This is a genomic window from Paracoccus sp. S4493, assembly GCF_000967735.1.
GTDB lineage: Bacteria > Pseudomonadota > Alphaproteobacteria > Rhodobacterales > Rhodobacteraceae > Paracoccus > Paracoccus marcusii.
Genome location: NZ_JXYF01000465.1, coordinates 1 through 804 on the forward strand (window position 1 = coordinate 1; position 804 = coordinate 804).

Genomic DNA, 804 nt, shown 5'->3' on the forward strand with positions numbered 1-804 from the left:
CGCGGTCGAGGCGATGCTGGACGAGGACGAGGCGCAGGCCGCGGCACAGATCGGTGCGCGCCTGCCGCAGGAACTGGCGCAGATGCGCGAACGGCTGTCGGCGACCGAGGTCAGTAGCCGATCTTCGGACCCGAGAGGCCGGTGATGGGACGCAATCCGATGGCGCGCACGATTTCGTTCGCACGGCTGACGGCGGTCGGTTTCGGCTTTGCTTCGCTGCGCAGCACGGGTGCGTCGGGTCGGGCGGACGCCTTGGGCGCGCGCGGTTGCGACAGGCTGCGGTCGGAACGCGAATTGGCCATGATCAACCCTCCTGCTGATCCGGCAACCGTGCCGGATACCGGTCATGATATAGGGAACGCGCCGCAAATCCACAAGTTTCGCGGCCCTGCGCCTTACCGCATCACGCTGCCGCGCCCGATCTCCTGCCGGCGCAGGGGCAGACGGTCGATGGCGCGGCCGATCTCTCGGGCATCCCATGGGACGGGGCGGCGGATCTTGACCTGTCCGTCCTTGTCGATCAGCACCAGCGAGAACCCCTGCGGGCGCAGCTGCTGTCGCCACGCGCTGTTGGCCGACGGGTCGCTGTCGAGGACAAGCACCACGTCGCGCGACGCCAGCGCCCGACCGTCACGGCGCAGCGATGCCACCTGGTCGACAAAGGCCGGGTCGTCCGCCGTGTCGGCAAAGATCACCACGGGGCGCGCCGTCCACAGGAACTGGTCCGGGCCGACCGTGGCGGCGTCCAGCACCTGCGGAGAGCCATCGTCCAGGGGGGACGCGTCCGGCAGCGGGTCGGGCTCG

Annotated in this window: 2 protein-coding genes; both read right to left on the reverse strand. The window is 69.9% G+C overall.

Translation table 11 applies throughout. The features are described 5' to 3' along the window. Positions 1-110: 110 nt before the first annotated feature. Positions 111-302, reverse strand: a complete 192-nt coding sequence (locus tag TW83_RS18485) for a hypothetical protein (protein WP_045984253.1) — start codon at positions 300-302, stop codon at positions 111-113. Positions 303-395: 93 nt separating this feature from the next. Beyond that, positions 396-804: DUF4174 domain-containing protein (locus TW83_RS18490; RefSeq protein WP_045984254.1), on the reverse strand; the 409-nt coding region annotated here is incomplete at its 5' end.

Excerpts from the sequence above, each read along its gene's own strand:
- TW83_RS18485 (WP_045984253.1), bottom strand. The coding sequence starts at position 302 with ATGGCCAATTCGCGTTCCGACCGCAGCCTGTCGCAACCGCGCGCGCCC.